Here is a 22,411-nt window from a genome sequence, read left to right on the forward strand (position 1 = left end):
GCCGTCCGGCAGGGGCTGCTCGCGGGTTTCCGACCTCACCCCCCGAGAGGCCTCCCCTCTGTGCATACCGGTCGGTATGCTCACCGGGACAGGCACTGCTGCCCCCGGGAGGACCCGTGTCCCGCACCGCCCTGCGAATCTGCCCCCTGTGCGAGGCCACCTGCGGGCTGACCCTCACCATCGAGGGCACCCGTGTCACCGGCGCCCGCGGCGATCGCGACGACGTGTTCAGCAAGGGGTTCATCTGCCCCAAGGGTGCCTCCTTCGGTGCCGTCGACGCCGATCCCGACCGACTGCGCACCCCGCTCATGCGGCGGGACGGCGAGCTGCGCGAGGCCACCTGGGCGGAGGCATTCGACGCGGTCGCCGCGGGTCTGCGCCCGGTCGTCGAGCGGTACGGCGCGAACTCCGTCGGTGTCGTCCTGGGCAACCCCAACGTGCACACGGTGGCCGGCGGCCTCTATCCGGCGGTCCTGCTCGCCGGGCTCGGCACCCGCAGCGTCTTCACCGCGTCCACGGTCGACCAGATGCCCAAGCACGTCTCCAGCGGACTGCTCTTCGGCGACGCCAACGCCATCCCCGTGCCGGACCTCGACCACACGGACCACCTGCTGCTCATCGGCGCCAACCCCCTTGAGTCCAACGGGAGTCTGTGCACCGCGCCCGACTTCCCCGGCAAGCTCAAGGCCCTCAAGGCGCGCGGTGGCACCCTCACCGTCATCGACCCGCGCCGCACCCGCACGGCCAAGCTCGCCGACCGCCACATCGCGATCCGGCCCGGCACGGACGCACTGCTCCTCGCGGCGATGGCGTACACCCTGTTCGAGGAAGGCCTGGTGGAACTCGGGGAGTTGGCGCCGCACGTCTTGGGCGTCGAGGAACTCCAGGTCGCCGTACGGGACTTCACCCCCGAGGCCGTCGCCGAGGCCTGTGACGTCGAGGCCCCGCTGATCCGCACCCTGGCCCGCGAACTCGCCGCCGCACCGACTGCCGCCGTCTACGCCCGGATCGGCAGCTGCACCGTCCCGTACGGCACCCTCGGCAGCTGGCTCGTCGACGTCCTCAACGTCCTCACCGGCAACCTCGACCGGCCCGGCGGCGCCCTCTTCCCGCTGTCGGCCACCGACCGGACACCACGCCCCGCCGGGCCCGGCCGCGGCTTCCAGCTCGGCCGCTGGCGCTCCCGGGTGAGCGAACACCCCGAGGCCAAGGGCGAGTTGCCGCTCTCCGCACTCGGCGAGGAGATCGACACCACGACGCCGGAGGGCGAGCCGATCCGCGCGCTCATCGCCGTCGCCGCCAACCCCGTGCTGTCCGCGCCCGACGGCGACCGGCTCGACAAGGCGCTGGACTCGCTGGACTTCATGGTCAGCGTCGACCCGTACCTCAACGAGACCTCGCGCCACGCCCACGTCGTGCTGCCGCCGCCCCCGCCGGCACAGAGCCCGCACCACGACTTCGCCTTCAACACCCTCGCCGTCCGCAACCAGGTCCGCTACACCCGCCCCGCCGTCCCCCTGGAGCCCGGCCGCATGGCCGAGACCGAGATCTTCGCCCGGCTGATCCTGGCGGCCACCGGCATGCACGGCGCGGACCCCGGGGCCGTCGACGCGATGGTGATCGACCAGACCCTCGGCAAGGCGGTCCGCGAGCCCCACTCGCCGGTCCACGGCCGCGACCCGCGCGAGTTGGCCGGCCTGCTCGCCGGCGACACCGGTCCCGAGCGCCGGATCGACATGATGCTGCGCCTGGGCCCCTACGGCGACGGCTTCGGCGTACGACCGGACGGGCTGAGCCTGGAGAAGCTGCTCACGCATCCGCACGGCATCGACCTCGGACCGCTGCGGTCACGGCTGCCGCAGCCCCTGAAGACCAGGAGCGGCAAGGTCGAGCTGCTGCCGGGGCCGATCGTGGACGATCTGCCGCGGCTGCGCCGGGCCCTGCGGGAGCGCCCGGACGGGCTGGTCCTGGTCGGCCGCCGGCATCTGCGCTCCAACAACAGCTGGATGCACAACGTCCCCGCCCTCACCGGCGGCACCAACCGCTGCACCCTGCACATCCACCCCGAGGACGCCGAGCGGCTCGGCGTGCGCGACGGGGCGCCGGTGCGGGTGAAGGGTGCCGGGGGAGAGGTGACCGCGCCCGCCGAGGTCACCGACGGCGTGCGCCGGGGCGTGGTGAGCCTGCCGCACGGCTGGGGGCACAGCCGCGCCGGCACCCGCCTCAACCACGCCTCCGTCGACCCGGGAGTCAACGTCAACCAGCTCCTCGACGGCAGCCTCCTGGACCCGCTCTCGGGCAACGCCGTCCTCAACGGAGTGCCGGTCGAATGTGCCGCCGTCCTGGCCCTGTGACCTGAGCAAAGCTGTGACCTGCAGTTTTGCGCTTATTGCTCACGCGTCAACGTCTTGTTAACAGCATTTGAACGGACCTAACGTCGTCGGACCGCCGTCTCCGGTGGGAGTTCAAGGGCGAACGTTAGGTATCCACTCATGCTGACCATCCTCGGCTTCACCATGATCGCGACCTTCCTGGTCCTGATCATGCTGAAGAAGATGTCGCCGATCGCGGCGCTCGTGCTGATCCCGGCGCTGTTCTGCGTCTTCGTCGGCAAGGGCGCCCACCTCGGCGACTACGTCATTGACGGCGTCACCAGCCTCGCCCCCACCGCGGCGATGCTCATGTTCGCGATCGTCTACTTCGGCGTGATGATCGACGTCGGCCTCTTCGACCCGATCGTTCGCGGGATCCTGAAGTTCTGCAAGGCCGACCCGCTGCGGATCGTCGTCGGCACGGCCGTCCTCGCCGCGATCGTCTCCCTCGACGGCGACGGCTCGACCACCTTCATGATCACCGTCTCGGCGATGTACCCGCTGTACAAGCGCCTGAAGATGAGCCTGGTCGTGATGACCGGTGTCGCCGCGATGGCCAACGGCGTGATGAACACGCTGCCCTGGGGCGGCCCGACGGCCCGTGCCGCCACCGCGCTGAAGGTCGACGCCAGCGACATCTTCGTACCGATGATCCCGGCGCTCGCCGTGGGCCTGGTGTTCGTCATCGCGCTCTCGTACGTCCTCGGGCGGCGCGAGCGCAAGCGGCTCGGGGTGCTGACGCTGGACGAGGTGCTGGTCGAGGAGAAGTCCGAGGAGACCGAGACGGTCCTTGTGGGCGCCGGCTCGGGTGCCGGTGCCGGTGCCGGTGCCGGCTCCGGGAAGGGTGCCAAGAGCACCGGAGGCTCAGGTTCCGGCACTGAGGCGGATCTGCCTCGGAACGAGGCCGAGGAGGAGGACGACGGCTTCCGGGGCCTCGACCCCGACCGGGCCACCCTGCGTCCCAAGCTCTACTGGTTCAACGCGCTGCTCACGGTCGCCCTGCTCACCTCCATGATCATGGAGTGGCTGCCGATCCCGGTCCTGTTCCTGCTGGGCGCCGCTCTCGCCCTGACCGTCAACTTCCCCCACATGCCCGACCAGAAGGCCCGCCTCGGCGCGCACGCGGAGAACGTACTCAACGTCTCCGGCATGGTCTTCGCCGCCGCCGTCTTCACCGGCGTCCTCCAGGGCACCGGCATGGTCGACCACATGGCCACCTGGCTGGTCGACAACATCCCCGACGGCATGGGCCCGCACATGGCCTTCGTCACCGGCGTCCTGAGCATCCCGCTCACGTACTTCATGTCGAACGACGGCTTCTACTTCGGCATCGTCCCGGTGCTCGCCGAGGCCGGCAACGCCCACGGCGTCTCGACCCTGGAGATCGCCCGCGCCTCGCTGGTCGGCCAGCCGCTGCACATGTCCAGCCCGCTGGTCCCGGCCGTGTACGTCCTGGTCGGCATGGCGAAGGTCGAGTTCGGCGACCACACCAGGTTCGTGGTGAAGTGGGCGGCGCTGACATCGCTGGTGGTGCTCGGGGCAGGGATCCTGTTCGGCATCATCTGACCCACGTGACGGAGGACTTGACCATGGGGCCCGGCACGAACCGGGGCTGGCTGCTCCGCCTCGTCATCGCGTTCAGCTTCGCGCAGGCGGCGGTGTCGATGGCCCGCCCCGCGGTGTCCTACCGGGCCCTCGCACTCGGCGCCGACGAGCGGGCGATCGGCGTCATCGCGGGCGTGTACGCGCTGCTCCCGCTCTTCGCCGCAGTACCGCTCGGCCGCCGCACCGACCACGGCCGCTGCGCACCCCTGCTGCCCGTCGGCGTGGTCCTGATCGCCGGCGGTTGCGCGCTGAGCGGCCTCGCCGGCTCCCTCTGGGCGATGGCGATCTGGAGCGGTGTGATGGGCCTGGGCCACCTCTGCTTCGTGATCGGCGCCCAGTCGCTCGTCGCCCGCCAGTCCGCTCCGCACGAACAGGACCGCAACTTCGGCCACTTCACCATCGGCGCCTCCCTCGGACAGCTCATCGGCCCGATCGCCGCGGGCGCACTGATCGGCGGCTCCGACATGGCCGCCACCAGTGCGCTCGCCCTGCTCGTCGCGGGCGCGGGCGCCGCCGTGTCGTTCACGTCGCTGTGGCGCATCGAGGACCGTACGGCCGTCAAGTCCCGTACGGAACAAGGCGACCGCGTTCCCATGTGGAGCATCCTGGGCGCCCGGGGCGTACCCGCGGGCATCTTCGTCAGCCTCTCCGTGCTGTCCGCGACCGACATCCTCACTGCCTACCTCCCGGTGGTCGGTGAGCACCGGGGCATCGCGCCCTCCGTGATCGGTGTCCTGCTCAGCATCCGCGCGGCGGCCACCATCGCCTGCCGCCTCGTCCTCACCCCGCTGCTCCGACTCCTCGGCAGAGCCGCGCTGTTGACCGCGACCTGTCTCCTGGCGGGCGTCCTGTGTGCGGGCATCGCACTGCCCGTGCCGGTGTGGGCCATCGGCCTGATGCTCGCCGCCCTCGGCTTCTGCCTCGGCGTGGGTCAGCCCCTGTCCATGACGACGGTCGTCCAGGCCGCCCCCGACGACGCCCGCTCCACCGCCCTCGCCCTCCGCCTGACCGGCAACCGCCTCGGCCAGGTCGCGGCACCGGCGGCGGCCGGCCTGGTCGCGGGGGTGGCGGGGGTGGCGGCGCCGTTCGTGATGCTGGGCGGGTTGCTGCTGGTGTCGGCGGGGGTCGCAGTGCGGTCGCCCGGTACCGGAGGTAGGCCGGGCGGGGGAGAACTGACGGGTCGTCGGGCGCTGCTCCCACGATTCGCACGGCGTATGTGAAAGAGAGTCCGAAGAACTGCGATTTGTATGAAAATCGTCTGACTCGGAGGACTCGCATGCCCACCACGTCCCTGCCGTGCCGCCCCGGGGCGCGTACTGCCGCCCTGGCGGCGCTCACCTTGGCCGTCGGCGCTCTGACGGTCCCGGCCGTCGGCGCCGTTCCGATGGCGCCCGGTGACAACGGCACCGTCAAGATCCACTCATCGGACCCGCGCACGCCGGTCGGCGACCCGAGGGACGAGCCCAAGGTCTGCGGGTTCTACATCGACGCCACGGGCTTCGACGCCAACCAGAGCATCACCTGGTCCATCGAGACGCAGCCCCTCGTTCAGGGCGGTGCGACGAGCGGCGGCGCCATCGTGCTCCCACAGGGCGCGGGCCACACCACGGACCAGATGCTGCCCGACGGGCAGTACAAGCTCACCTGGAGCATCGTCGGCGGCAACGGCGCAGGCAAGCAGAAGGTGTTCAAGGTCGACTGCGGCACCACACCGCCCACCAGCCCGCCGCCCACCACTCCGCCCCCCACAAACCCGCCGGGCGGTCCCGGCGGCCCGCACGGTGGCCCCCCGGCTGGCGGTGGCGGGCTGGCCCGTGACGCCGCGCTCGGCCCGGTCGCCGGTGCCGCCGCCGTGGGGTTGGCCGCGGTGGTCGGGACGGTCTGGTTCCGACTCCGTCGCCGCCCGCATGGCGCCGCGTAGTCAGCTGCGCAGGCCCTCGGGGCCCGGCGGCGCAGTCCCGCCCGTCACCGTCCGTCCAGGTGGCGGGCGACGGGAACTGCCCGCCGGGCACCGGCGCCGGACGCGCGCCTACCGTCTGACGCGGACGGTCGTCGTGGCCGTCGCGCTGGTGGTGGGCGGCGTCTGGTGGGCCCAGGAGAAGGAGCCCGCCCGGCCGACGGCGACCGATGCGTCGGCCCCCTCCTCCTCCGGGGCCGTCGGCCCCCGCACGACCGACGCCCGCCCGGCCCCGCCGCGCCCCCTGCCCCGTTCCCGCCCGATCCGCGTCACCATCCCCTACATCGACGTCGACGCCCCCGTCATCGGCCTCGGGCTCGACCGCGAACACCGGCTCACGGCACCGCCCGAGGGCGACGCCGACCAGGTGGGCTGGTACGTGGGCGGCCCCTCGCCCGGCGAGCGGGGCACCGCCGTCCTCGTCGGTCACCTCGACACGCATGCCGGCCCCGCCGTCTTCGTCGGCCTCGGTGAACTCGACACCGGCCACCGCGTCGAACTGCGGCGCGCGGACGGCCGTACCGCCGTCTACACCGTCGACGCCGTGCGGACGTACGAGAAGGCGCACTTTCCCAACGGGGAGGTCTACGGCACCCGCGACCGCCCCGAACTCCGCCTGATCACCTGCGGCGGCTCCTACGACCGCCGGACCGGCTACGCGGGCAACACCGTCGTCTTTGCTCACCTCACCGGGACCCGCGGACCGGACGCCGCGCACTGAATCGGATCGTCCGCTTTCTCACAGGCTGAACCGGACCGCCCGAACTCTTCCCCCCGCCGCGCACATTCCGTTAGCTTCCGTGACTCACAGGCCCCGCGCGACCCGCTCGGGGCGTTGGACCGCGGAGCACCAGCGCCTGACGCAGCCCCCGGGGGCACCCGAAATGACACGCGCCATCTCCTTGCACGACGTGAGCAAGTCCTACACCCGAGGTGTCCGCGTGGTGGACCGGCTGACGTTGGACATCGCGCCGGGTGAGTTCCTCGTCCTGCTCGGGCCCTCCGGCTGCGGGAAGTCCACGGTGCTCCGCATGATCGCCGGCCTGGAGGAGATCACCGAGGGACGGCTGCTGCTGGACGGCCAGCACTCCAACGACCTGTTCCCGTACGAGCGGAACATGGCGATGGTGTTCCAGAACTTCGCCCTCTACCCGAACATGACGACCCGCGGCAACATCGGCTTCCCCCTCCGGGTGGAGAACCGCGGCGAGGACCCGAGCGTCCGCGTGGACGCCACCGCCCGCATGCTGGGCATCGAGGACCTCCTCGACCGCTTCCCCAGCCAGCTCTCCGGCGGCGAACGCCAGCGCGTCGCCATGGGCCGGGCCATCGCCCGCCACCCCTCCGCCTTCCTGATGGACGAACCGCTCTCCAACCTCGACGCCAAGCTCCGCAACCGCTTACGCGCCGAAATCTCGCGCCTGACCCGCGAGTTGGGCGTCACCACGGTCTACGTCACCCACGACCAGGCCGAGGCCATGTCACTCGGCGACCGGGTCGCCGTCCTGCGCGGCGGGGTGCTCCAGCAAGTGGGCACTCCGCGCTCGGTCTACGCCCTGCCCCGCAACGTCTTCGTCGCCGCCTTCATCGGCACCCCGCGCATCAACCTGCTGCGCGGACTCGTCCGCGCCCCGCTCGACGGCGCGATGACCATCAGCCTCGGCAAACAGTTCCTGCGCCTGCCCGAACCCCTGTCCCTGGACCACCAGTTGCTGCGGGTGCAGCAGGGCCGCGAGGTGATCGTCGGGCTGCGTTCGGAGGCCGTACGGATCGCCAAGCGGGAGGACGCGCGGCCCGGCGAGGTGGTGCTCACCGGTCTCGTGGAGCACGTGGAGTTCCAGGGGCACGAGGTCCTCGTCCACTTCAACACCGGCTCCCGGCCCGCCTTCGTACCGGACCTGGAGGCCCCGCGCCCGGCCGCCCGCCCCTCCAGACGCCGCCGCAGAGAAGGCCGGTCGGTCCTGGGGCGCCTGCGGGAGCGGGCCGGAGTCCTGCGCGCCGGACGGGTCGTGGTCCTGGACGACGACCCGACGGACCAGGACCCCGTCCCCGCCGAGGGCCGCCTCCCCGGCGACATGGTCGTCCGCACCACCCCCGACATCGACCTCCGGTACGGCATGCAGGTCCCCCTCCTCGTCGACATCGCCCACCTGTTCGTCTTCGACCAGCACGGCGAACGCATCTGCCCGGCCCCGGCGCGCCTGCCCGACCTGGAGGAATGACTGCTGCCGGGGAGGGCGTACGAACCTTCCGACGGCCTGCGTCTGGCGTCTGAAAACTAACGCCGCTAGTTTATGAGCCGGACGACGAAGCGGCCCGCCCGGGAGGACGCACGATGAAGGCACACGACGGCATGTACATCGACGGTGCCTGGCGCCCCGCCGCCGGCCCGGACACGATCGAGGTCGTGAACCCGGTCGACGAGGAGGTCGTCGGCCGGGTCCCCGCGGGCACGGCCTACGACGTCGACACGGCCGTACGGGCCGCCCGTGCCGCCCTCCCGGGCTGGGCCGCGACCCCGCCCGCCGAGCGGGCCACCCGCCTAGCCGCCCTCCGGGACGTGCTGACCGCCCGCAAGGACGAGGTCGCCGAGACGGTCACCGCCGAACTGGGCTCACCCCTCGCGTTCTCGCAGGCCGTCCACGCGTCCGTGCCGATCGCGGTCGCGGGCTCGTACGCCGAACTCGCCGCGACCTTTGCCTTCGAGGAGAAGGCCGGGAACTCCACCGTGCACCTGGAGCCGGTCGGCGTGGTGGGTGCGATCACGCCCTGGAACTACCCCCTGCACCAGATCGTCGCCAAGGTCGCCCCCGCGCTGGCGGCCGGCTGCACGGTCGTCCTGAAGCCCGCCGAGGACACCCCGCTGACCGCCCAGCTCTTCGCCGAGGCGGTCCACGAGGCCGGCCTCCCCGCGGGCGTCTTCAACCTGGTCACCGGCCTCGGCCCGGTCGCCGGACAGGCCCTCGCCGAACACCCCGGCGTCGACCTGGTCTCCTTCACCGGCTCCACCGCCGTCGGCCGGCAGATCGGCGCGATCGCGGGCGCCGCGATCAAGAAGGTCGCCCTGGAGCTGGGCGGCAAGTCCGCCAACGTCATCCTGCCGAGCGCCGACCTCGCCAAGGCGGTCAACGTCGGCGTCGCCAACGTCATGTCCAACTCGGGCCAGACGTGCAGCGCCTGGACCCGGATGCTGGTGCACCGGGACCAGTACGAGGAGGCGGTGCGGCTGGCCGCCACGGCCGCCGCCAAGTACGGCGAGCGCATCGGCCCGGTCGTGAACGCCAAGCAGTGGGCGAGGGTGCGGAGTTACATCGAGAAGGGGATCGCGGAGGGCGCCCGGCTGGTTGCCGGCGGCCCCGAATCCCCCCGGGAGCAGGGCTACTTCGTCAGCCCGACCGTCTTCGCCGACGTCACCCCCGACATGACCATCGCCCAGGAGGAGATCTTCGGCCCGGTCCTGTCCGTCCTGCGCTACGAGGACGAGGAGGACGCCCTGCGCATCGCCAACGGCACGGTCTACGGACTCGCGGGCGCCGTCTGGGCCGGCGGCGAGGCCGAGGCCGTCGCCTTCGCGCGCCGCATGGACACCGGCCAGGTCGACATCAACGGCGGCCGCTTCAACCCCCTTGCCCCCTTCGGCGGTTACAAGCAGTCGGGCGTCGGCCGTGAACTCGGCACGCACGGGCTGTCCGAGTACCTCCAGACCAAGTCCCTCCAGTTCTGAGGAGCGTTTCCGTGGTTCGCGCCGCCGTCCTGCCCGCCGTGGGCGCTCCTCTGGAGATCACGGACATCGACCTGCCCGACCCCGGCCCCGGCCAGGTCCGCATCCGCCTCGCCGCCGCCGGCGTCTGTCACTCCGACCTGTCCCTGTCCGACGGCACCATGCGCGTGCCGGTCCCCGCCGTGCTCGGCCACGAGGGCGCCGGCACGGTCGTGGCCGTCGGCGAAGGCGTCACCCACGTCTCACCCGGCGCCGAGGTCGTCCTCAACTGGGCTCCGTCCTGCGGCAGTTGCCACGCCTGTGGGCTCGGCGAGGTGTGGCTGTGCGCCAACGCCCTGAACGGCGCCGCCGACGTGTACGCCCACCGCGCGGCCGACGGCTCCGACCTCCACCCCGGCCTGAACGTGGCCGCGTTCGCCGAGGAGACGGTCGTATCGGCCGCCTGCGTCCTGCCCCTCCCGGACGGGATCCCGCTGACGGACGCGGCCCTCCTCGGCTGCGCCGTCCTCACCGGCTACGGCGCCGTCCACCACTCGGCGCGGGTCCAGCCGGGCGAGACGGTCGCGGTGTACGGCGTCGGGGGAGTGGGCCTGGCCGCGCTCCAGGGAGCCCGTATCGCCGGCGCCTCGCGGATCGTCGCGGTCGATGTCTCCCCGGAGAAGGAGGAGTTGGCGCGGACCGCGGGCGCCACGGACTACGTCCTGGCGTCCGACACGACCGCCCGCGAGATCCGCGCCCTCACCGCCAAGCAGGGAGTGGACGTGGCGATCGAGTGCGTGGGCCGCGCGACGACCATCCGCGCGGCCTGGGACTCCACCCGCCGCGGCGGCCGCACCACGGTGGTCGGCATCGGCGGCAAGGACCAGCAGGTCACCTTCAACGCCCTCGAACTCTTCCACTGGGGACGGACGTTGGCCGGCTGCGTCTACGGCAACTCCGACCCGGCGAAGGACCTCCCGGTCCTGGCCGACCACGTCCGCGCCGGCCGCCTCGACCTGGGCGCGCTCGTCACGGAACGGATCGCCCTGGACGGCATCCCGGCGGCCTTCGAGAACATGCTGGCGGGGAAGGGCGGCCGGGCGCTGGTCACGTTCTGAGGCCGACGGCGCGCCGGTCGCCCTTCTGAGGGCGGCCGGACGCCGCTCACTTCCTGACGGGCACGTCCTCGGGCGGCGGCTCGGCGACGACCGCCGAAGTCGCCCCCGGCTCGGTCACGACCACCGGAGTCGCCCCCGCCGTCTCGGCTTCCTCCGCCACTGTCCTCACCCGAGCCCGGGACCGGGACACCGCCACACCCGCCAGACACAGCACCCCGCCCGCCAGCGTCAGCAGCCCCGGCACCTCGCCGAGCGCCAGCCACGACATCAGGACGACCAGCGCGGGCACCGCGTACGTGGTCGCGCCCATCTTGCTGGCGGTCGTCCGGGCCAGGGCGTACGCCCACGTCGTGAAGGCGAGCGCGGTCGGGAAGACGCCCAGATACACCATGTTGAGCGTGGCGGAGACGGGCGCGTCGGCCGCCTCGTGGACGAGCTGCCCGGCGAACGGCAGACAGGCCACCGCCCCGATGAGGCACCCGAACGTCGTCACCTGGAGCGCGCTCGCCTTGGCGAGGGCCGGCTTCTGGGCGACGACCCCGCCCGCGTACGCGACCGCCGCGAGCAGACACAGCACCACCCCGAGCACGGACGAACCGCCCTGGCCCGACATCGACAACCCCACGGTCACCGCACCGGCGAACGACACCGCCATCCCCGCCAGCAGCCGCGGCGGCATCGCGTCACCGAGCAGCCGGGAGCCGAGCAGGGCGATGAGGATCGGCCCGATGTTCACGACGAGCGCGGCGGTACCGGCGTCGACCTGCTGCTCACCCCAGTTCAGGACGACCATGTAGAACCCGAACCACAGCACGCCCGATATCGCGATCCCCCGCCACGCGGCCCGCGGCGGCACCCCCTCCCGCCGTACGGCCCAGATGACCCCCAGCGCCACCACTCCGCTCACCAACCGCCCCAACGCCAAGGCCCCCGGCGAGTAGGCGTCCCCCGCGCTCCGGATGGACACGAACGCGGAGGCCCACAGCACGACGGTGACGACAGCGGCGGCGGTCGCGGCCCACTCGGTACGACGAACGGTTCTCTTCATGGACCGAGGCTAGCCAGCGACGAGGGGGCACCGCTGGCGGAAATCGGACGCCAGGCTCGGAGCAAGGGCATGATGCCTGGGGGGTCAGATTTATTGCCTCCTAGGCTTGACGTCGGCTTGGTCGGAAGGGCAAAGTCCGGCACAGGTGCCGACAGGTGAGGACGGTCCGATGAGCCACTACTCCATACCGAAGCGCGTACATCGCCTGTGGTCGTTGGAGCACGAGCCCGCGCTGGAGGTCGAGGGCGGGGACACCGTGTCCTTCGAGCTCACCGAGGCCACGGACGGACAGTTCGACCCGGGCTCGACCGCCGAGGTGATCGCGGGCTTCGACTGGGACCGGGTCTATCCACTGGCCGGCCCCGTCATGGTCAAGGGCGCCGAGCCGGGAGACGCCCTGGAGGTGGAGTTCCTGGAACTGCGCTCGGTGGACTGGGGCTGGACGGCCGTACTGCCGGGCCTCGGCCTGCTCAGCGAGGACTTCCCCGACGCGCACCTGCACCTGTGGGACCTGAGCCGTGGAGACAAGGCCGGCTTCCTCGGCGTCGCCCAGATCCCGATCCGTCCCTTCTGCGGGGTGGTCGGCGTCTGCCCGGACGTCACCGAACCCCAAAGCGTCCTGCCGCCGGGCCACTTCGGCGGCAACGTCGACTGCAAAGACCTGGTCGTCGGCACCAAGCTCTACCTCCCGGTCCAGGTCCCCGGCGCCCGCCTGAGCCTCGGCGACCCCCACGCGGCCCAGGGCGACGGCGAGTTGTGCGTCAGCGCGATCGAGGCGTCCATGTCGGGCACGGCAAGAATCCGCCTGCATAAGGGCCGCCGCATCACGGCCCCCCAGTTCGAGACGGCGGGCCCCCTACGCACCGACGACGCCCGAGCCGGCCACTACGCCACGATGGGCGTCGCTCCCGACCTCATGCAGGCCGCCCAGGGTGCGACCCGAGCAATGATCGACCACCTCGGCGCCCACTACGGCCTGGACCCGGTCGACGCCTACGTCCTGTGCAGCGTCGCCGTGGACCTGAGAATCACAGAGGTGGTCGACGCCCCGAACTGGGTGGTCTCGGCCTACCTGCCGAAGGCGTACCTCAACACCCCTTGAGACACGGGATGTCACGCTAGAGTCCGGCCGCTCGTCGGCCCAGGACGGGCTCGGCGAGGAATCTCGCCGGGCCGCACAGGGTCTGGCCGTGCCGGGCGAAGAGCTCGTCTCGGGAGTCGAAGTGACCGAGGTCGGTGAGCAGGTACGCCGAGAGGTCGCACGAGCCGTCCGACGCCGGGCAGGCCGTGGCCCCGTCCCAGTCGACGCTCGTCCTGGACAGCGCCTCGAAGAGCGTCTCCGGACCGGCGTTCGTGAAGCCGCCGTCGGCCCGGCCGCGTCGCTCGCCGGCACCGGCGAAGAGCTCGGACACCGGAAGCCGACGTGCGGCGGAGCGATCGGCCTCCGGCGGCTCGTCGACGAGGAACTCCGGCCAGGCCAGCACGACTTGGTCGGGAACCAGCCGGCGCAGCCGGGGGAAGCGCGGGTACCAGAACGTGCCGTCCACGACGAGCCCGCGTACCCGGGAGGGAACTCCCCACGCCCGCGCGACCGCTTCCAGTACGGCCATCCGCTGACTGCAGGAGCCGCGGCCGAGCCGCAGGATCTGAGACACCGGTCGCGCCTCCTCCACCGAGTACACCGGGCGAACCTCTGCGGAGATCCACCGATGTGCGCGGCGCAGGGCCGCCACCTTCGCTGCGGGTCCCTCCCCTTCCGGGGTGGCGATGCCGATCCTCCGAACGGCAGACCGGACCCGCGGATGTCCCCGGTCGAGAATCCGCGTCGGCGCCGTTCCTCCGCAGGCACCATGGCCGCCGGCCACGTCCTGTCGAGTCCGCCCACGCGGCGTCAGCAGCGTGCTCACCATGACCGGCCCCTCTCGCCCCGAAGGCGGCCAGTCTCGCAACTTTTTTGAACACGTTCAAGTGCTAGCCGGCTCGCCGCATCTCCTCGAACTGCCCCGCCAACCCGTCGAGCAGCGCGGCAAGCCCTGTCTCGAAGGCCCGCTGATCGACCTTCTCCTGCTGCTCCGCAAGCAAATGCGCCTGCCCGAGGTGCGGATAGTCGGCGGGATCGTACGCACTCGCGTCATCCACGAATCCCCCCGCGAAAGACCCCAACGCCGACCCCATGATGAAGTACCGCATCAGCGCCCCGATCGACGTGGCCTGCGCCGCCGGCCACCCCGCCGCCACCATTCCCCCGTACACCGCGTCGGCGAGCCGCAGCCCGGCCGGCCGCCGCCCGGGCCCGGTGGCGAGAACGGGGACGATGTTCGGGTGATCACGCAGAGCGGCCCGGTACGACACCGCCCAGTCGTGCAGCGCGGTCCGCCACTCCCGCCCGTCCTCGAACATCGACAGGTCCACCTGCGCGCTCACCGAGTCGGCGACCGCCTCAAGAATCTCGTCCTTGGTGCGGAAGTGGTTGTAGAGCGAGGGTCCGCTCACGCCGAGCTCGGCGGCGAGCCGGCGCGTGGAGACGGCCGCGAGGCCCTCCGCGTCCACCAGCACACGTGCCGTCTCGACGATCCGGTCGGTGCTGAGCAGGGGCTTGCGCGGTCGGGCCATGGCGCACATAGTAGGGCTGCGCGACCGAAACTAGCAGTGCTAATTTAAATGCGCACACTACCTCTCCGTACGGCTCTCGACTTGGGGTGACGCGTCATGAACCTGGGGCTCAGCGAGGAGCAGGAGGCGGTCCGGCAGCTCGCGAAGGACTTCGTGGCCCGCGAGATCGCCCCGCACGTCGTCGACTGGGACCGGGCCGAGGAGGTCGACCGGTCGATCGTGAAGAAGCTCGGCGGGGTCGGCTTCCTGGGCCTGACCGTTGACGAGGAGTACGGCGGCTCCGGCGGCGACCACCTCGCGTACTGCCTGGTCACCGAGGAGCTGGGGCGCGGCGATTCGTCCGTGCGCGGGATCGTGTCCGTCTCGCTCGGGCTGGTCGCCAAGTCGATCGCCGCCTGGGGGAGCGAGGAGCAGAAACGGCGGTGGCTGCCGGGGCTCACCTCCGGCGAGCACATCGGCTGCTTCGGCCTGACCGAGCCGGGCACCGGCTCCGACGCCGGCAACCTCACCACCCGGGCCGTGCGGGAAGGCGACGACTACGTCATCAACGGCACCAAGATGTTCATCACGAACGGGACCTGGGCCGACGTCGTCCTCCTCTTCGCCCGCTCCACCGACGCCCCCGGCCACAAGGGCGTCTCCGCCTTCCTCGTACCGACCGACACCCCCGGTCTGACCCGCCGTACCATCCACGGCAAGCTCGGCCTGCGCGGCCAGGCCACCGCCGAACTGGTCCTTGAGGACGTACGCGTCCCCGCCTCCGCGATGCTCGCCCCCGAGGGCAAGGGCTTCTCGGTGGCGATGTCGGCGCTGGCCAAGGGGCGGATGTCGGTCGCGGCGGGCTGCGTCGGCATCGCCCAGGCCGCGCTGGACGCGGCCCTGCGCTACGCGGGCGAACGCGAGCAGTTCGGAAAGCCCATCGCGCAGCACCAGTTGGTGCAGGAGCTGATCAGCGACATCGCCCTCGACGTGGACGCGGCCCGGCTGCTGACCTGGCGGGTCGCCGATCTGATCGACCGCGGGCAGCCCTTCGCCGTCGAGTCCTCCAAGGCCAAGCTCTTCGCCTCGGAGGCCGCGGTCCGGGCCGCCAACAACGCCCTCCAGGTCTTCGGCGGCTACGGCTACATCGACGAGTACCCGGTCGGCAAGCTGCTCAGGGACGCCCGGGTGATGACCCTCTACGAGGGCACCAGCCAGATCCAGAAGCTGCTCATCGGGCGCGCGCTGACGGGGATTTCGGCGTTCTGAGTACTCCGGCTGAGTACGCGGACGGATGTGGTGACGGCCGTGTCGGCCGACGCTTGTCCCCATGAGCGAAGCATCGGGCAAACCGCAGAACACGGCCGCCTTCTACGGCCAGGCCGTCGCCTCCTTCTCCGTCGCCATCGCGGCGACCGCCATCGGCATCTTCAAGCTGCAGGCCGACGCCTGGGTGCGGGCCTTCCTCGCGATCGCCGTCCTGTATCTGGTCACCTCCTCCTTCACCCTCGCCAAGGTGATCCGGGACCGGCAGGACGGGGCGCGCGGCGCCTACAACCCATTCGAAAAGCTCTGAGCGGGCAGCCTAAGCGCTCGCTCAGCTTCGGCGGTATGGTGGAGCCCTTGCCATCGAGAGGGGCTTACGAGCGATGAGTACGGCGGAGGAGACGGCCGGCGGCGAGACGCAGGCCTGGGGCGAGGTCACGCCCGACGCGGCCCGGCGGCTGCTGGTCGCCGCTGTGGAGGCCTTCGCCGAGCGCGGGTATCACGCCACGACGACCCGCGACATCGCGGGCCGCGCCGGGATGAGCCCGGCCGCGCTCTACATCCACTACAAGACCAAGGAAGAGCTGCTCCACCGCATCAGCAGGATCGGCCACGAGAAGGCACTGGAGATTCTGCGGACCGCGTCCCGGCGTGAGGGCACCGCGAGCGAGCGGCTCGCCGACGCCGTCGGCTCCTTCGTCCGCTGGCACGCCGGTGGACGCACCACCGCGCGGGTCGTGCAGTACGAGCTCGACTCGCTCGGCCCGGACGCCCGCGCCGAGATCCTCGCGCTGCGCCGGCAGTGCGACGCCGAGGTGCGCGGGATCATCGAGGACGGCATCGCCTCCGGCGAGTTCGACGTGCTGGACGTCAAGGGCACCACCCTCGCCGTGCTCTCGCTCTGCATCGACGTGGCCCGCTGGTTCAGCCTCGAAGGCCGCTGGACGCCGGACGAGATCGGCGCGCTCTACGCCGACCTCGTACTGCGGATGGTCGGCGCCGCGAAGTAGCGCCTGCAGGTAGTCGCGAAACTGCGCCTACAGGTAGTACCGGGACACCGACTCCGCCACGCACACCGGCTTGTCGCCGCCTTCGCGCTCCACGGTGAAGGCGACGCTGACCTGGACACCGCCCGCCACGTCGTCGACGCCGGTGATCCGCGCGGTGGCGCGCACGCGGGAGCCGACGGGGACCGGGGCGGGGAAACGGACCTTGTTGGTGCCGTAGTTGACGCCCATCTTGACGCCCTCGACCTTGATCAGCTGCGGGCCGAAGAGCGGCAGCAGGGACAGGGTCAGATAGCCGTGCGCGATGGTGGTCCCGAAGGGCCCGGCCGCCGACTTCTCCGGGTCCACGTGGATCCACTGGTGGTCGCCGGTCGCTTCCGCGAACAGATCGATCCGCTTCTGGTCGACCTCCAGCCAGTCGGTGTACCCCAACTGCTCGTCCACCGCCGCCCTCAGCTCGTCGACGGACGCGAAGATCCTCGGCTCTGCCATGTCCCGGCCTCCCATGTGCCTCAAGCTGTACCGCAACGTCTAAGCAACTGCTTAGCATGGTCGGGCCGGGAGGCAATGTCAACGGACCGGGGCGCGTCCGGGGTGGGTAGGGTTCGAGGAGTGCCTCAGATTCCCGAGAAGATCCACGAGCTCACGGTCGGCCAACTCGCCGCGCGCAGCGGGGCCGCCGTCTCCGCCCTGCACTTCTACGAGTCCAAGGGCCTGATCACCAGCCGCCGCACCACGGGCAACCAGCGCCGCTACCAACGTGACGCGCTGCGCCGGGTCGCCTTCGTGCGGGCCGCCCAGCGGGTCGGCATCCCGCTCGCCACGATCCGCGCGGCGCTCGCCGAACTTCCGGAGGAGCGCACGCCCACCCGCGAGGACTGGGCCCGCCTCTCCGAGGCCTGGCGCTCCGAACTCGACGAGCGCATCAGCCAGCTCGGCCGGCTGCGCGACCACCTCACCGACTGCATCGCCTGCGGCTGCCTCTCCCTCGACACCTGTGTCCTGTCCAACCCGGACGACGTGGTCGGCGAACGCCGGAACGGGTCACGCCTGATGGTGGATCACCGGCAGACGCGGACGACGGGCGGCCGACGCCGGGAAGAGGAGGCGAGAGAGGAGGGAAGAGGGGAAGGGAGCGAGGAGCCGAAGAGCTGCCGCTGACCCCCGCTCGTACGGCGAGCCGCGGCTGACCTGCGCGCGAACGAAGAGCCGCCGCTGACCTGCGCGCGAACGAAGAGCCGCCGCCGACCTCCTTTGCGGGCGCTACCGTCGCCCCGCGTGGTACTCGACCAGCCCCGCCGCCACCAACTCCGCGTTGGACCGCGCCCGTTCCCCGTCCGGCAGGACCAGCGTGTCCTCCAGGCCGATCCGGGTCGCGAGCCCCAGCCGGCCCGCCAGCCGCAGCACCGGCCAGGCGCCGCCGTCCTCGCCGTGCAGCAGCACCGGGCGGCCGTGCGCGGAACCGAGGTCGGCCAGCAGAGCGCGCGCCGAGGCCTCGGCCGTGTCCGCGTCGGTGTCCGTCACCTCGGCGAGCACGCGCAACACCCTTGGGCCGAGCGGCGAGGCCGCGAACCGGGCGGCCGCGTCCGTGCCGGACCAGATGCCGGCCTCGACGCCCACGCCGAGGTCGAGCAGGGCGGCGGCGATCTCCTCCGCGCCCTCCTCGTGCCAGTTCACCGAGGCATGGTCGGGGAGGGCGGGCAGGGCGGCCCAACTCCGTATGCGGGCAAGCCGAGTCACCGGGTCCGGGTCCGCCCAGGCGCCCGTGGTCACGCCGACCGGCACCGACACGCGCCGGCGGATCGCCGCCAGCGTGGGCGCGAGCACCTTGGGCGACAGGGAGTCGCTGCCGCACGGGGTCTTGGGGTGGACGTGGACGTCCGTCGCTCCGACCACGACGGCCGACTCCGCGGCCTCGCCCATCGCTTCCGGCGACAGCGGCACACCGGCCCCGTCGGCGGCTCCCCGGGGCCCGTTCAGACACACCTGCACCATGGCTCGATGGTGCCAGCCGCCAGTGACAACCGACATGTGGCGGCACTCGGTAGCGGGACGGTTCGGTTCTCGTCGGTGATCGACTGTTTCGGGGGCGCGGCATCCCCGGCGCACCCCCGTCGAGCTCAGGCCGAGACGAGCAGCAGCCTTCCGCGCCTTGCGTCCGCCAGGGCCTCGGCTGTGAGCACGGGCCGTGGTACGAGGATTCCGCAGTGAGTGCAGACGGGACCGGTCGAGGGTTCGTGGTCGAGGTCGTACTTCCAGGTCAGACGTGCTCCGCCGCACGCCGGGCAGCCGGCGCCGGGGTCGTGTTCCAGCGCGGAGATCAGCCGGCGCAGTACTTCGGCCAGCGGCTCACGGGGGTGGACCCGCGGGTCGTCGCACCACGCGACACCGAAACCTCCCCAGGTCAGTCGGTGCCAGTCGTCGATACTGCCGGGACTGCGCAGTCCGTCGTGCTTCTCCTTGCGACGTCGCTCGGCGAAGTCGACCTCGTAGGCCAGCCAGACCGAACGCGCTTCTTCCAGTTCGTCCAGTGCGGCCACGAGCCGCACCGGGTCGGGGGAGCGGTCCTCGGGGCCGAACCCCGCCCGGGAGCACAAATGGTCCCAGGTCGCCCTGTGCCCGTACGGAGCGAACCGCTCAAGGCACTTGCGAAGTGAGTAGCGCCGCAGTGCGAGATCGCTCCGCGGATCGCGGACCTGTCTCGCCAGACTCCGGAAACCTGCCATCGCCCTGCACCTCCGTCACACCTGCACCTGTACTTCGGTCACTTCGGCGTCGTCGTGGGGACGTCGCCGAATAGACGTATCGACACGCGATTTGGCTCCATCCGATTTCCGATGACCTCCATAAGCAGGCTCACCAACCAAAACTTGACGCATGTTCATCTTCTATCCCGGGGATACCGGCGGTAACGTCCCGGCTCACCCCCCTGTCGGTAGGAGCTGCCATGCCACGGCGTACCGCACCGAACGTGCTCGACAGACTGAGAACTCCCCGCAGATTCCCTGGGTTCCTGAAGACCGCTGCCGTATGCGCCCTGATCGCCGGACTTTTGTCCCCCCTTTCCCAAGTGGCGGCCGAGGCCGCAGACACGACCACCGCCCTCGCCGCCAACGACTACTGCGGCGGCCAGTGCTCCGACATCCTGCCGCCGGGCGAGAACGGCAACGCCACGCTCGCGCAGGTCCTCCTCAACCAGGCCTTCGGCATCCAGCCCGACCACGCCGAGGACCAGCTCGGGCCGTACGCCAACCTGGCCACCGGCTACTCCTCCCTCACCGACGCGAAGATCAACACCTTCTTCAACGACGCGTCGTTCGGTGTCGCTTCCGATCAAGTCGCCTCCACCGAGAGTCCCGCGGGCCGCACCGACGTGAAGATCGTCCGCGACAAGAAGGCGGGCGTTCCGCACATCACCGGTACCACCAGATACGGCACCGAGTTCGGTGCCGGCTATGCGGCGGCCGAGGACCGGCTGTGGCTGATGGACGTCTTCCGGCACGTGGGCCGCGGCCAGCTGACCACCTTCGCGGGCGGTGTGGCCTCCAATCAGGGCCTTGAGCAGGAGTTCTACCGCAACGCCCCGTACTCCGAGGCCGATCTGCAGGCGCAGATCGACAACGTCATCGCCACCAACGGGACCCGCGGCCAGCAGGCCCTCGACGACGCCAACGCCTATCTGGCCGGCATCAACTCCTACATCGACGCCTCCGACAGCGGCCGGTACTTCCCCGGTGAGTACGTGCTGACCGGGCACAAGGACTCGATCACCAACGCCGGCACCATCGACCACTTCAAGCTCACCGACCTGGTCGCGCTGGCCTCCGTCATCGGCACGCTGTTCGGCTCCGGCGGTGGCGGCGAGGTCAACAACGCGCTCTCGCTGCTCGCCGCCCAGTCCCAGTACGGCGTGGAGCAGGGCACCAAGGTCTGGGAGTCCTTCCGCGAGCGCAACGACGCCGAGGCCGCCCTCACCATCCACGACGGTTCGAGCTTCCCGTACGGCACCAAGCCCACCACCGCCCAGGGCCAGGCCCTGCCCGACGCCGGCTCGGTCTCCACGGAACCGCTGATCTACGACGCCACGGGCACCGGGGCCAGCCAGAGCGCCTCGGCCGCGTCCGCCGCGGCGACCGCGACCGCCCTCAGTTCGGCGAAACGCGGGATGTCCAACGCCCTTGTCGTCAGCGGCAGTCACACCGCCAGCGGACATCCGGTCGCCGTCTTCGGCCCGCAGACCGGCTACTTCGCACCCCAACTGCTCATGCTCCAGGAGATCCAGGGCCCGGGCATCAGCGCCCGCGGCGCCTCCTTCGCGGGCCTGAGCATGTACGTCGAACTCGGCCGCGGCCAGGACTACTCGTGGTCCGCGACCACCTCCGGCCAGGACATCATCGACACCTACGCCGTCGAACTGTGCCAGGACGACTACCACTACCTCTTCCACGGCACCTGCACGGCCATGGACAAGATCGAGCAGAAGAACGCCTGGAAGCCGACCACGGCCGACGGCACGGCGGCCGGCTCATACACGATGAGAGCCTGGAAAACCAAGTACGGGCCGGTGGAGTACAGAGCGACCGTCGGCGGCAAGAAGGTCGCCTACACCACTCTGCGCTCCTCCTACATGCACGAGGCCGACTCGATCATCGGCTTCCAGATGCTCAACGACCCGGACTACGTGAAGAGTCCGCAGACCTTCCAGAGCGCGACGCAGCACATCAACTACACCTTCAACTGGTTCTACGCCGACTCCCAGCACACCGCGTACTACAACAGCGGCAACAACCCGGTGCGGGCGAGCGGCGTCGACACCGAGTTCCCGGTCTGGGCGCAGGCGTCCTACGACTGGCGGAACTGGAACCCGACCACCAACACCTCGGACTACACACCCGCCTCCCAGCACCCCAACTCCATCGACCAGGACTACTACATCTCCTGGAACAACAAACAGGCCCTCAACTACACGACCGCGAGCTGGGGCGACGGCTCGGTGCACCGCGGCAACCTGCTGGACGACCGGGTGAAGAAGCTGGTCGCGGCCGGCGGGGTGACCCGGACGTCGCTGGTGAAGGCGATGTCGGACGCGGCCCTCACCGACCTGCGCGCCGAGGACGTACTGCCGGACCTGCTGAAGGTCATCAACAGCAGTCCGGTCACCGACACCACGGCCGCCGCGGCCGTCGCCAAGCTCCAGACCTGGCTCACGGCGGGCGGCAAGCGCACCGAGACCTCGGCGGGCTCGAAGACGTACGCCGACGCCGACGCCGTCCGGACCCTGGACGCCTGGTGGCCGCTGCTGGTGAAGGCAGAGTTCCAACCCGGCCTCGGCAGTGACCTGTACACCGCGTTCACCAACAACCTGTACATCGACGAGACCCCGTCGGCCGCTCACGGACCGACCGGGGCGCATGCCGGCAGCTCCTTCCAGTACGGCTGGTGGAGCTACGTCGACAAGGACATCCGGTCGGTGCTCGGACAGAGCGTGTCCGGGCCGCTGGCGCAGCAGTACTGCGGCGGCGGCAGCCTCAGCGCCTGCCGGGACATCCTGATCGGCACCCTGAAGACGGCGGCCGGCACCAGCGCGTCCACCGTCTACTCGGGCGACTCCCTGTGCTCGGCGGGCGACCAGTGGTGCGCCGACTCGATCGTCCAGCGCACCCTGGGCGGCATCAAGCACTACAACATCAGTTGGCAGAACCGGCCCACCTTCCAGCAGGTCGTGGAGTACACCTCGCACCGCTGA

20 protein-coding genes are annotated in these 22,411 nt (G+C 71.1%); 14 read left to right on the forward strand and 6 right to left on the reverse strand.

The genetic code is table 11. The annotated features are described in order from the left end of the window. Positions 1 to 116 precede the first annotated feature (116 nt). The 8 genes from M2283_RS20505 to M2283_RS20540 all read left to right on the forward strand — a co-directional run bounded on the left by M2283_RS20505 (position 117) and on the right by M2283_RS20540 (position 10,752). Positions 117 to 2,354, forward strand: a complete 2,238-nt coding sequence (locus M2283_RS20505) for a molybdopterin oxidoreductase family protein (RefSeq protein ID WP_280877762.1) — start codon at positions 117 to 119, stop codon at positions 2,352 to 2,354. Between the two features lie 138 nt (positions 2,355 to 2,492). Beyond that, entirely contained in the window at positions 2,493 to 3,938 is a 1,446-nt protein-coding gene (locus M2283_RS20510) for a CitMHS family transporter (protein WP_280877763.1), read from the forward strand. 23 nt (positions 3,939 to 3,961) lie between these two features. After that, positions 3,962 to 5,197, forward strand: coding sequence for an MFS transporter (locus tag M2283_RS20515; RefSeq protein WP_280878195.1), 1,236 nt, complete (start codon positions 3,962 to 3,964; stop codon positions 5,195 to 5,197). Positions 5,198 to 5,253: 56 nt separating this feature from the next. Further along, positions 5,254 to 5,898 carry a hypothetical protein gene (locus tag M2283_RS20520; protein ID WP_280877764.1) on the forward strand — a complete coding sequence of 215 codons (645 nt, stop codon included), beginning with the start codon at positions 5,254 to 5,256 and terminating at the stop codon, positions 5,896 to 5,898. Next, the gene (locus tag M2283_RS20525) at positions 5,885 to 6,655 is read left to right on the forward strand and encodes a class F sortase (RefSeq protein ID WP_280877765.1); all 771 of its coding nucleotides are present in this window, start codon (positions 5,885 to 5,887) and stop codon (positions 6,653 to 6,655) included. Before M2283_RS20520 ends, M2283_RS20525 begins: the two co-directional genes overlap by 14 nt. Positions 6,656 to 6,818: 163 nt before the next feature. Further along, positions 6,819 to 8,156 carry an ABC transporter ATP-binding protein gene (locus tag M2283_RS20530; RefSeq protein WP_280877766.1) on the forward strand — a complete coding sequence of 446 codons (1,338 nt, stop codon included), beginning with the start codon at positions 6,819 to 6,821 and terminating at the stop codon, positions 8,154 to 8,156. Positions 8,157 to 8,269: 113 nt separating this feature from the next. Then, positions 8,270 to 9,658, forward strand: a complete 1,389-nt coding sequence (locus M2283_RS20535) for an aldehyde dehydrogenase family protein (protein ID WP_280877767.1) — start codon at positions 8,270 to 8,272, stop codon at positions 9,656 to 9,658. 11 nt (positions 9,659 to 9,669) lie between these two features. After that, positions 9,670 to 10,752, forward strand: coding sequence for a Zn-dependent alcohol dehydrogenase (locus M2283_RS20540; RefSeq protein ID WP_280877768.1), 1,083 nt, complete (start codon positions 9,670 to 9,672; stop codon positions 10,750 to 10,752). 46 nt (positions 10,753 to 10,798) lie between these two features. On the opposite strand, the gene M2283_RS20545 is transcribed toward M2283_RS20540, so the two are convergent. After that, positions 10,799 to 11,800: a DMT family transporter gene (locus tag M2283_RS20545; RefSeq protein ID WP_280877769.1), complete on the reverse strand. Its 1,002-nt coding sequence runs from the start codon at positions 11,798 to 11,800 to the stop codon at positions 10,799 to 10,801. 169 nt (positions 11,801 to 11,969) lie between these two features. Between M2283_RS20545 and M2283_RS20550 the strand changes: the two genes are divergently transcribed. Continuing rightward, a complete protein-coding gene (locus M2283_RS20550) occupies positions 11,970 to 12,902 on the forward strand; it encodes an acetamidase/formamidase family protein (protein WP_280877770.1) in 933 nt (310 codons plus the stop codon). Positions 12,903 to 12,918: 16 nt separating this feature from the next. Here the strand turns inward: M2283_RS20550 and M2283_RS20555 are convergent, their stop codons facing one another. Beyond that, positions 12,919 to 13,710: a transglutaminase domain-containing protein gene (locus tag M2283_RS20555; RefSeq protein WP_280877771.1), complete on the reverse strand. Its 792-nt coding sequence runs from the start codon at positions 13,708 to 13,710 to the stop codon at positions 12,919 to 12,921. Positions 13,711 to 13,771: 61 nt separating this feature from the next. Further along, the gene (locus M2283_RS20560) at positions 13,772 to 14,413 is read right to left on the reverse strand and encodes a TetR/AcrR family transcriptional regulator (RefSeq protein WP_280877772.1); all 642 of its coding nucleotides are present in this window, start codon (positions 14,411 to 14,413) and stop codon (positions 13,772 to 13,774) included. A gap of 96 nt (positions 14,414 to 14,509) precedes the next feature. On the opposite strand from M2283_RS20560, the gene M2283_RS20565 reads away from it, so the two are divergent. The 3 genes from M2283_RS20565 to M2283_RS20575 all read left to right on the forward strand — a co-directional run bounded on the left by M2283_RS20565 (position 14,510) and on the right by M2283_RS20575 (position 16,668). After that, a complete protein-coding gene (locus M2283_RS20565) occupies positions 14,510 to 15,661 on the forward strand; it encodes an acyl-CoA dehydrogenase family protein (RefSeq protein WP_280877773.1) in 1,152 nt (383 codons plus the stop codon). A gap of 61 nt (positions 15,662 to 15,722) precedes the next feature. After that, positions 15,723 to 15,968, forward strand: a complete 246-nt coding sequence (locus tag M2283_RS20570) for a YiaA/YiaB family inner membrane protein (RefSeq protein ID WP_124002598.1) — start codon at positions 15,723 to 15,725, stop codon at positions 15,966 to 15,968. A 73-nt stretch (positions 15,969 to 16,041) separates the two neighbouring features. Further along, entirely contained in the window at positions 16,042 to 16,668 is a 627-nt protein-coding gene (locus M2283_RS20575; RefSeq protein WP_280877774.1) for a TetR/AcrR family transcriptional regulator, read from the forward strand. A 27-nt stretch (positions 16,669 to 16,695) separates the two neighbouring features. On the opposite strand, the gene M2283_RS20580 is transcribed toward M2283_RS20575, so the two are convergent. Further along, positions 16,696 to 17,157 (reverse strand): MaoC family dehydratase, encoded by a 462-nt coding sequence (locus M2283_RS20580; RefSeq protein WP_280877775.1) that lies wholly within the window; start codon positions 17,155 to 17,157, stop codon positions 16,696 to 16,698. Between the two features lie 120 nt (positions 17,158 to 17,277). Here M2283_RS20580 and soxR point away from each other — a divergent pair, with 120 nt between their 5' ends. Continuing rightward, the gene (soxR, locus tag M2283_RS20585) at positions 17,278 to 17,826 is read left to right on the forward strand and encodes a redox-sensitive transcriptional activator SoxR (protein ID WP_280877776.1); all 549 of its coding nucleotides are present in this window, start codon (positions 17,278 to 17,280) and stop codon (positions 17,824 to 17,826) included. Positions 17,827 to 17,928: 102 nt separating this feature from the next. Here soxR and M2283_RS20590 read toward each other — a convergent pair whose 3' ends face one another. Then, positions 17,929 to 18,660: a 3-keto-5-aminohexanoate cleavage protein gene (locus M2283_RS20590; RefSeq protein ID WP_280877777.1), complete on the reverse strand. Its 732-nt coding sequence runs from the start codon at positions 18,658 to 18,660 to the stop codon at positions 17,929 to 17,931. 125 nt (positions 18,661 to 18,785) lie between these two features. Continuing rightward, positions 18,786 to 19,391 carry a hypothetical protein gene (locus M2283_RS20595; RefSeq protein WP_280877778.1) on the reverse strand — a complete coding sequence of 202 codons (606 nt, stop codon included), beginning with the start codon at positions 19,389 to 19,391 and terminating at the stop codon, positions 18,786 to 18,788. A gap of 221 nt (positions 19,392 to 19,612) precedes the next feature. On the opposite strand from M2283_RS20595, the gene M2283_RS20600 reads away from it, so the two are divergent. Further along, complete coding sequence (locus M2283_RS20600; protein WP_280877779.1) at positions 19,613 to 22,411, forward strand: penicillin acylase family protein; 2,799 nt, start codon at positions 19,613 to 19,615, stop codon at positions 22,409 to 22,411.

Origin of the sequence: Streptomyces pseudovenezuelae (genome assembly GCF_029892565.1) — a bacterium.
Lineage (GTDB): Bacteria > Actinomycetota > Actinomycetes > Streptomycetales > Streptomycetaceae > Streptomyces > Streptomyces pseudovenezuelae_A.